Source organism: Cellulomonas sp. P1_C4, from assembly GCF_056406355.1.
This window is the reverse complement of the sequence record NZ_JBFUAI010000014.1, coordinates 128835-137081: the sequence shown is the minus strand read 5'-3', so window position 1 is coordinate 137081 and position 8247 is coordinate 128835. Positions and strand designations below refer to the sequence as shown.

The window sequence follows — 8247 nt, the reverse complement described above, 5'->3', positions numbered from 1 at the left end:
TTCACCACTTCATTCATTGCTTTGCTACGCGTCCACTGTGCGGTTCCCGAGAGACGAACGGGAACCCGTTTGACAACTCGACAACGTTACGGCGGTCATAGCGAAGGGGAAACGCCCGGTCCCATTCCGAACCCGGAAGCTAAGCCCTTCAGCGCCGATGGTACTGCACTCGCCAGGGTGTGGGAGAGTAGGACGCCGCCGGACATCATTCAGGAGAAGCCACCCCTACGGGGGTGGCTTCTTCTGTTTTTACGGACTATTTATTACGCGCAGCGTCGGGCGTATTGATCAGCAGTTTCACCGCAGTGTCGTCCCCGCTCCGCTTGCCGGCGCGGCCCCACCGTCGCCGTTCGGCGCCCGGAGCAGGGGATGAGACGATGGGGCGGTCGATCGCGACGAGGAGAGCACACAGATGAACAGCGAGAATCCTGCCGGGAGCACACCTGACGACCGTGGTCGGTCGGGTGGGGCGGACCGTGGTCGGCCCGACCGCGGAAACAGCCCGTCCCGGGGCGCGCGTGATTCGCAGGGTCGTGGGAATGCACCGCGTTCCGGCTCTGGCGACCGCGACGGAGGCTCCCGCTCCGGTGACCGCCCGCGCTTCAGCGGTGGATCTCGCGACCAGGGTGGTTCTCGCCCGTCCTACGGCGCGGGTAATGATCGGGGTTCTCGACCGTCTGGCGACCGTCCCTCCTACGGCGACCGTTCCGGTGGTCAGCGCAGCTCCTCCGGGAACCGGCCTTCTGGTGATCGTCCGTCGTACGGGGAACGTTCCGGTGGTGGCGACCGTAGCCGCGGCGACCGTCCGTCGTACGGTGACCGTTCCGGCGGCGGCGAGCGCGGCTCCTACGGCGGCCGGCCCTCGGGTGACCGCCCGTCCTACGGCGACCGCTCCGGTGGTGGCGACCGTAGCCGCGGCGACCGTCCGTCGTACGGTGACCGTTCCGGCGGCGGCGAGCGCGGCTCCTACGGCGGCCGGCCTTCCGGTGACCGCCCGTCCTCCGGCAACCGTCCGGGTGGAGACCGTCCCTCGTACGGCAACCGTCCGGGTGGAGACCGTCCCTCCTACGGCAACCGTCCCTCGGGTGAGCGTCCGTCGTACGGGGACCGTTCCGGTGGCGGCGACCGTGGCCGCGGTGACCGTCCCAGCGGCAGCTCCTACGGCGGCAACCGTCCTTCGGGTGACCGTCCGTCCTACGGCGGCCGTCCCTCGGGTGACCGCCCCTCGTACGGCGAGCGTTCCGGTGGCGGCGACCGTGGGCGCGGCGATCGCCCGTCGTACGGCGATCGTCCGAGCGGTGACCGTTCCTCGTACGGCACTCGGCCTTCAGGTGACCGTCCCTCCTACGGCGACCGTTCCGGCGGAAGCGACCGCAGCCGTGGCGAGCGCCCGTCCTACGGTGATCGTCCGTCGGGCGAGCGCTCCTCGTACGGCAACCGCTCCGGTGGCGACCGTCCGTCGTCCGGTGGCCGGCCCTCGGGTGGTCGACCTTCGTACGGTGACCGTCCGTCCGGCGACCGTCCCGCGTACGGTGACCGTCCGTCCGGTGGTGGCGAGCGCAGCTCCTACGGCAATCGCCCCGGCGGCGGCGACCGCCCGTCGTCCGGTCGGCCTTCGGGTGACCGTCCCTCGTACGGGGATCGTCCCGGCGGGGAGCGCAGCTCCTACGGCAACCGTTCCGGCGGCGACCGTCCGTCGTCCGGTCGGCCTTCGGGTGACCGTCCGTCCTACGGCGACCGCTCCGGCAGCGGCGATCGCAGCCGTGCCGAGCGTCCCGCGTACGGTGACCGTCCCGAGCGCAGCTCGTACGACAACCGCTCCGGCGGCGCCCGTCCCTCGTACGGTGATCGTTCGGGTGGTGGCGCCGGCCGAAGCGAGCGTCCTTCGTCCGGCGACCGTGCTGGCCGCCCGTCGTCGACCGACCGTCCCGCGCGTAGCGGTTCGGGGCGGCCCCCCGCCGGCGGCAACCGCGCCGACCGGCCGGCCACCGGCGATCGTCGGCCCCCTGCCGGTGGCTCCGGCCACGCCGGTGCGCGTGGCGGGTACTCGTCGGGTCCCGACCGTCGGGAGAGCAGCGATGACCGTCGGCTCACGCGTCCGCCGCAGGACGAGCGCGTCGTCGCGCCCGAGATCCCGGATGAGGTCGTGTTCAGTGACCTCGACCGTTCGGTCCGCGGACGTCTGCGCACGCTGAGCAAGGACAACGCCGAGGGCGTCGGGCGACACCTCGTGATGGTGGGGCTGCTGCTCGACACGCAGCCCGAGCTCGCCTACGAGCACGCGCAGGCCGCGGTTCGTCGCGCCGGGCGCGTGGACGTGGTCCGCGAGGCGGCCGGGCTGGCCGCCTACCGCACGGGCCGGTACGCCGAGGCCCTGCGCGAGCTGCGCACGGTGCGGCGGCTGAACGGCTCGTCCGAGCACCTGGCGATCATGGCGGACTGCGAGCGTGGCCTCGGCCGGCCCGAGCGCGCGCTCGCGCTGGCGCAGGAGCCCGAGGCGGAGACTCTCGACGCGGAGACCAAGATCGAGCTCGCGATCGTCGTCAGCGGGGCGCGGCTCGACCTCGGGCAGGCCGAGGCCGCTGTGGCGTCGCTGTCGACCGTCGCCGTTCGCGCGGGGACAGGGCTCGTCGCCGTGCGCGTCGCGCAGGCGCGTGCTGCAGCCCTCGAGGCGGCGGGGCTCTCTGACGAGGCCGCGGCCGAGCTGGCGCCCTACACGCAGGACCAGCTCGACGAGGCCGCCGGGGACGTCGAGATCGAGGACGACGTCGTCGCGTTCGACCTCAGCGAGTTCGACGAGGACGGCGAGTACGACGAGGACGAGTCCGACCAGGCGCCGGAGGCATCGACTGAGGTCGACGAGGACGACGAGTCGGACGAGGACGAGCTGGACGACGCGCCGGAGGCGTCGGTCGAGGTCGTCAAGGTCGACGAGGACGAGCTGGACGATGCGCCGGAGGCGTCGGTCGAGGTCGACGAAGACGAGCTGGACGACGCGCCGGAGGCGTCGGTCGAGGTCGTCGGGGTCGACGAAGACGATGTGGACGACGTGCCGGAGGCTTCGCTCCAGGTCGACGAGCTCGATGAGGACGGGACTGACGACGTGCCGGTCGCCTCGGCTGAGATCGACGACGTCGAGGACGAGTCGGACGAGCCGCAGGGCGCCTCGACCGAGGTCGAGGAGGATCGGGACGAGTCGGACGAGCTTCCGGTTGCCTCGGGCGGGGTGAGCGAAGACGAGTCCGTCGACGATGCGCCGCAGGACGGCGACGAGGCGGAGGGCGGTCGGTGAACGGCGGGCTCATCGGGTCGTCGACCCCGCTCGCCGACCGGTTCGACCTCGCGCTCGTCGACCTCGACGGCGTCGCCTACCGCGGGCACGACCCGATCGATGGCGCTGCCGAGGGGCTGACGTCGGCGCGGGAGCGCGGCATGCGGCTGGTGTTCGTCACCAACAACGCATCGCGGGAGCCGGAGTCGGTCGCTGACCAGCTCACGGACCTCGGGATCGTCACGCACGCGTCGGAAGTCATGACGGCGGCCCAGGCGGCGGCGCAGCTGCTGCGCACCCGGTTGCCGCGTGGGGCGAAGGTGCTCGTGGTCGGGGGTGCGGGACTGGTCACGGCCGTCCGCGCCGCCGGGTACGAGGTCGTGCACTCGGCCGACGACGAGCCCGCCGCCGTGGCGCAGGGCTTCGCGCCCGAGGTCGGGTGGCCGCAGCTGGCGGAGGCGGCGTACGCCGTCGGTCGCGGCGCGTGGCACGTCGCGTCGAACCTCGACCTCAGCCTGCCGACCGCTCGGGGGTTCGCGCCCGGGAACGGGTCGCTCGTCGGCGCCGTGCGTGCGGCGACGGGCGTCGAGCCCGACAGCGCCGGCAAGCCGTCACCGACGATGTACAAGATGGCCGTCGAGCGTGTGGGTGCCCGCGAGACGCTCGTGATCGGCGACCGGCTCGACACCGATCTGGCCGGGGCGCGCGCCGGCGGGTACATCGGCCTGCACGTGCTCACCGGGGTCAGCTCGGCGCGCGACGACGTGCTCGCCATCCCGGGAGAGCGCCCGCACCTCATCGGCGCCGACCTGCGGTCGCTGCTGGTCGCGCACCCCGAGCCTGCGCGAGGCGCGGACGGATGGTGGACGGTGCGGGACGCGTCGGCCCGCGTGGTCGACGGTGCTCTCGAGATCGGTCGCGGGGATCCGTCGTCCGTGGAGGACCACGTGGACGTCATCCGGGCCGCGTGCGCTGCGGCCTGGGCGGCGGTCGACGACGGTGCCGAGATCGATCCCGCCTCCGTGCCTGAGCTGGCGACGGGACCCGCGTCCGCGTGACGTGTGCGGCGGCGCCGTGGCTGCCGTCCGTCAGCGGGATCGTCCGTCGTGCCCGACGTGTTGCCGCGCCGTCGGTCGGACCGTCGTGGTGCCGCAAGGTCGCTCGCGCCGGCCTTGTGTGTGGCGGCCGTGCGGTGTCGCCCGCGGCAGGTAGCGTGGGCGCGGTCCCGGGCGTAGCAGTCCGCCCGGATGCCTGGAGCCGGGCCGTCGGCGCGCGACCTGTCGACGGACGGCCGGCGGGACGACGAACAGTGTGTGGAGGCGGTGCAGTGAGCGGGACCCCGGACGCCGGAGATGCAGCCGTGCGCGAGACCGAGACGCCGGTGACGGCGGACGAGGCGCCCACGACGTCCGACGACGCCGTCGACGAGGCGCTCTCGCGGCTCGCCGGCCTCGAGGACCAGCCGCTGCGTGCGCACGTCGCCGTCTTCGACGCCGTCCACGGCGCCCTGCAGGACCGGCTCGCGGACGCGGAGGGCTGACCCGCGGTGACCACACGCCTCGACACCGAGCTGGTGCGTCGCGGACTGGCGCGCTCGCGTCGGCACGCGGGGGAGCTGATCGCCGCCGGTCGGGTGACCGTCGACGGAGCAGCCGTCTCGCGCAGCGCAGCCCAGGTGACGGACGAGCTGGTCGCGGTCGAGCCCGACGGCGACGATCCGGGCTACGCCTCCCGCGCCGGGCACAAGCTCGCCGGCGCGCTGGACACGCTGGGTGAGGGCGGACCGCTGGTCGCCGGACGGTGGTGCCTCGACGCCGGGGCGAGCACCGGCGGGTTCACGGACGTGCTGCTGCGCCGCGGCGCCGCGCACGTCGTCGCGGTCGACGTCGGTCACGACCAGATGGTCGACGAGCTCCGGGCGGACGCTCGGGTCGACGTCCGCGAGGGCGTCAATGTCCGGTCCCTGAGCCGCGGTGACGTCGATCCCGCGCCCGGGCTGGTCGTCGCCGACCTCTCGTTCATCTCCCTCACGCTGGTGCTGCCCGCGCTGGTCGAGGTCGCCGCGCTCGACGCGGACCTGCTGGTGATGGTCAAGCCGCAGTTCGAGGTGGGCCGGGAGCGGCTCGGCTCGGGCGGCGTGGTGCGCGTGCCCGGGCTCTGGGTCGATGCCGTCGTCGGCGTCGCGCGGGCGGCCGCGGACCTCGGGCTCGCCGTCCTCGACGTCGTGCGCAGCCCGCTGCCCGGACCGAGCGGCAACGTCGAGTTCTTTCTGTGGCTGCGTCGTGCGGACGGCGGTTCGCCCGTCGACGTGCCGGTCGAGCAGATCACCGCGGCCGTGCTCGGGACCGACCGATGACCCGGCGGGCGCTCGTCGTCACCCACCGGGGGCGCGAGGAGGCCGTCACGGCCACCCGCGAGGTCGTGCGGGAGCTCGAGCGCGCCGGCGTCGAGCCCGTGCTCGCGGCCGAGGACGCGGACGCCGCCGACCTGCCGTCGTTCGAGCTGGCGATCGTGCTCGGCGGCGACGGGACGATCCTGCGGGCCGCCGAGCTCACGCGCGGCACGGGTGTGCCCCTGCTCGGAGTGAACCTCGGGCACGTCGGGTTCCTGGCCGAGAGCGAACGCGACGACGTCGGCGAGGCGGTGCGCCGGTTGACCGCCGGCGAGTTCGACGTCGAGGAACGCGGCACGCTGGACGTCCGCGTGATCCGCCCGGACGGCAGCGTCGGCACCGGGTGGGCCCTGAACGAGGCCGCGCTCGAGAAGGTCGACCGTTCGCGCATGCTCGAGGTGCTCCTGGAGGTCGACGGTCGCCCGCTGTCGTCCTTCGGGTGCGACGGGATCGTCGCCGCGACGGCGACGGGGTCGACCGCGCACGCGTTCTCGGCGGGTGGACCCGTCGTGTGGCCCGACGTCGACGGCATGATCCTCGTGCCCATCTCCGCGCACGCGCTGTTCGCCCGGCCGCTGGTGGTCGGTCCCCGCAGCCGGCTCGCGGTCGAGGTGCTCGAGCGCTCGCCCGCGGCCGGCCTGGTCACGCTCGACGGGCGCCGCAAGCTCGAGGTGCCGCTGGGCGCGCGCGTCGAGGTCACCCGCAGCGACGTCCCCGTGCGTCTCGCCCGACTGACGCCGGCACCGTTCACGACGCGGCTGGTCAACAAGTTCGACCTCCCCGTCGACGGGTGGCGCGGCCGGCCCAGCGCGCCGCGTCCGACGTTCCCCGACAGCTCGGAGGCGTCACCGTGATCGACGAGATCCGGATCAAGAACCTCGGGGTCATCGGCACAGCGCACGTGGAGCTCGGACCGGGCCTGACCGTCCTCACGGGGGAGACCGGCGCCGGCAAGACGATGGTGCTGACGGCGCTCAACCTGCTGCTCGGCGGCAAGGCGGACCCCGCGACCGTTCGCGTCGGCTCCTCGTCGGCGGCGGTCGAGGGCCGGGTCGTCCTGGCGACCGGCGCGCCCGCGCTCGACCGGGCCCTGGAGGCCGGCGCGGAGCTGGACGACGACGGATCGCTGGTGCTGCTGCGGACGGTCGGCGCGTCCACCGACGGTACGGCGGGGCGCTCGCGCGCCTACGTCGGCGGTCGTTCGGTGCCGCAGGGCCTGCTCGCGGAGCTGGCGGACGAGCTGGTCACGGTGCACGGACAGGCGGACCAGGCGCGGCTGCGCTCGCCGGCGGTGCAGCGGGAGGCGCTCGACGAGTTCGTCGGGGTCGAGCACGGCGAGCTGCTCGGCCGCTACCGGACGGCGTGGGCGAACCGTGCCCGAGTCGACGCGGAGCTGACGGACCTGGTCGACCGCGCGCGCGACCGGACCCGCGAGGCGGAGCTGCTGCGGCTCGGGCTGGCGGAGGTCGAGCGGGTGGACCCCCAGCCCGACGAGGACGTCACGCTGGCCGAGGAGGTCGACAGGCTCTCGCACGCCGAGGACCTTCGGACGGCCGCGGCAGGCGCCCACGCCGCGCTCGTCGGGAGCGACGACGGGACAGACGACGCGGCGGCGGTCGGGGCCATCGAGCAGGCGCGGCGCCTCCTCGAGCACGAGGGCGGTCACGACCCCGCCCTCGCCGCGCTCGCGACCCGCGTGGCCGAGGCCGGGTACCTGCTGGCCGACGCGTCGACCGACCTGGCCGCGTACCTCGAGGACCTGCAGGCCGACCCGCTGCGGCTCGACGCCGCGCAGCGCCGCCGCGCCGAGCTGGGCAGCCTCACGCGCAGCYACGGCTCGACCGTCGCGGAGGTGCTCGCGTGGGCGGACACCGCCGGGAGGCGCCTGCTCGACCTGGACGGCGGCGACGAGCGGATCGAGGCCCTGCGCGCGGAGCTGACCCGGCTCGACGACGAGCTCGGCACGCTCGGGCAGCAGCTGTCGGCCGGCCGGCGTGAGGGCGCGCAGCGGCTGTCGGCCGTCGTGTCCGACGAGCTGTCCGGGCTGGCGATGGGCGGAGCCGAGCTCCGGGTCGTCGTCGAGCCCGCGGACGAGCCAGGCCCGCACGGCGCGGACCGGGTCGAGATGCTGCTGGCCTCCCACGCCGGTGCGCCCGCGCGCCCGCTGGGCAAGGGCGCGTCCGGGGGCGAGCTGTCCCGCGTGATGCTCGCGATCGAGGTGGCGCTCGCGACGGCGCCCGGTGCCACGCGACCCGGGACGTTCGTCTTCGACGAGGTCGACGCGGGCGTCGGCGGTCGGGCGGCGATCGAGGTCGGACGCCGCCTGTCGGCCCTGGCGCAGGGGAGCCAGGTGCTCGTGGTGACCCACCTCGCGCAGGTCGCGGCGTTCGCGGACCGGCACCTGGTGGTGACGAAGTCGACCGCCGACGGGGTCGACGTGGTCACCGAGTCGGACGTGCGCTTGGTCACGAACGAGGAGCGCGTACGCGAGCTGGCCCGCATGCTGTCCGGTCAGGAGGACTCCGACGCCGCTCGGACGCATGCCGCAGAGCTGCTCGAGCTCTCGGCCGTGGGACGATGAGCG

The 8247-nt window shown here is 74.2% G+C and carries 6 protein-coding genes and 1 rRNA gene; all 7 read left to right on the top strand.

The genetic code is table 11. The annotated features are described in order from the left end of the window. Window positions 1-87 precede the first annotated feature (87 nt). The 7 genes from rrf (at window position 88) to recN (ending at window position 8244) form a co-directional block, all read left to right on the top strand. Window positions 88-204, top strand: a 5S ribosomal RNA gene (rrf, locus tag AC1DYZ_RS13115). 1942 nt (window positions 205-2146) lie between these two features. After that, the gene (locus AC1DYZ_RS13110; RefSeq protein ID WP_477065627.1) at window positions 2147-3292 is read left to right on the top strand and encodes a hypothetical protein; all 1146 of its coding nucleotides are present in this window, start codon (window positions 2147-2149) and stop codon (window positions 3290-3292) included. Continuing rightward, window positions 3289-4329 carry an HAD-IIA family hydrolase gene (locus AC1DYZ_RS13105; protein WP_477065626.1) on the top strand — a complete coding sequence of 347 codons (1041 nt, stop codon included), beginning with the start codon at window positions 3289-3291 and terminating at the stop codon, window positions 4327-4329. Before AC1DYZ_RS13110 ends, AC1DYZ_RS13105 begins: the two co-directional genes overlap by 4 nt. A gap of 302 nt (window positions 4330-4631) precedes the next feature. Continuing rightward, the gene (locus AC1DYZ_RS13100) at window positions 4632-4811 is read left to right on the top strand and encodes a hypothetical protein (RefSeq protein ID WP_477065625.1); all 180 of its coding nucleotides are present in this window, start codon (window positions 4632-4634) and stop codon (window positions 4809-4811) included. Between the two features lie 6 nt (window positions 4812-4817). Further along, a complete protein-coding gene (locus AC1DYZ_RS13095; RefSeq protein WP_477065624.1) occupies window positions 4818-5627 on the top strand; it encodes a TlyA family RNA methyltransferase in 810 nt (269 codons plus the stop codon). Then, the gene (locus AC1DYZ_RS13090) at window positions 5624-6517 is read left to right on the top strand and encodes an NAD kinase (protein ID WP_477065623.1); all 894 of its coding nucleotides are present in this window, start codon (window positions 5624-5626) and stop codon (window positions 6515-6517) included. The genes AC1DYZ_RS13095 and AC1DYZ_RS13090 overlap by 4 nt, the downstream gene beginning before the upstream one ends. After that, window positions 6514-8244, top strand: a complete 1731-nt coding sequence (recN, locus tag AC1DYZ_RS13085) for a DNA repair protein RecN (protein ID WP_477065622.1) — start codon at window positions 6514-6516, stop codon at window positions 8242-8244. The genes AC1DYZ_RS13090 and recN overlap by 4 nt, the downstream gene beginning before the upstream one ends. The last annotated feature ends 3 nt before the right edge of the window (window positions 8245-8247 follow it).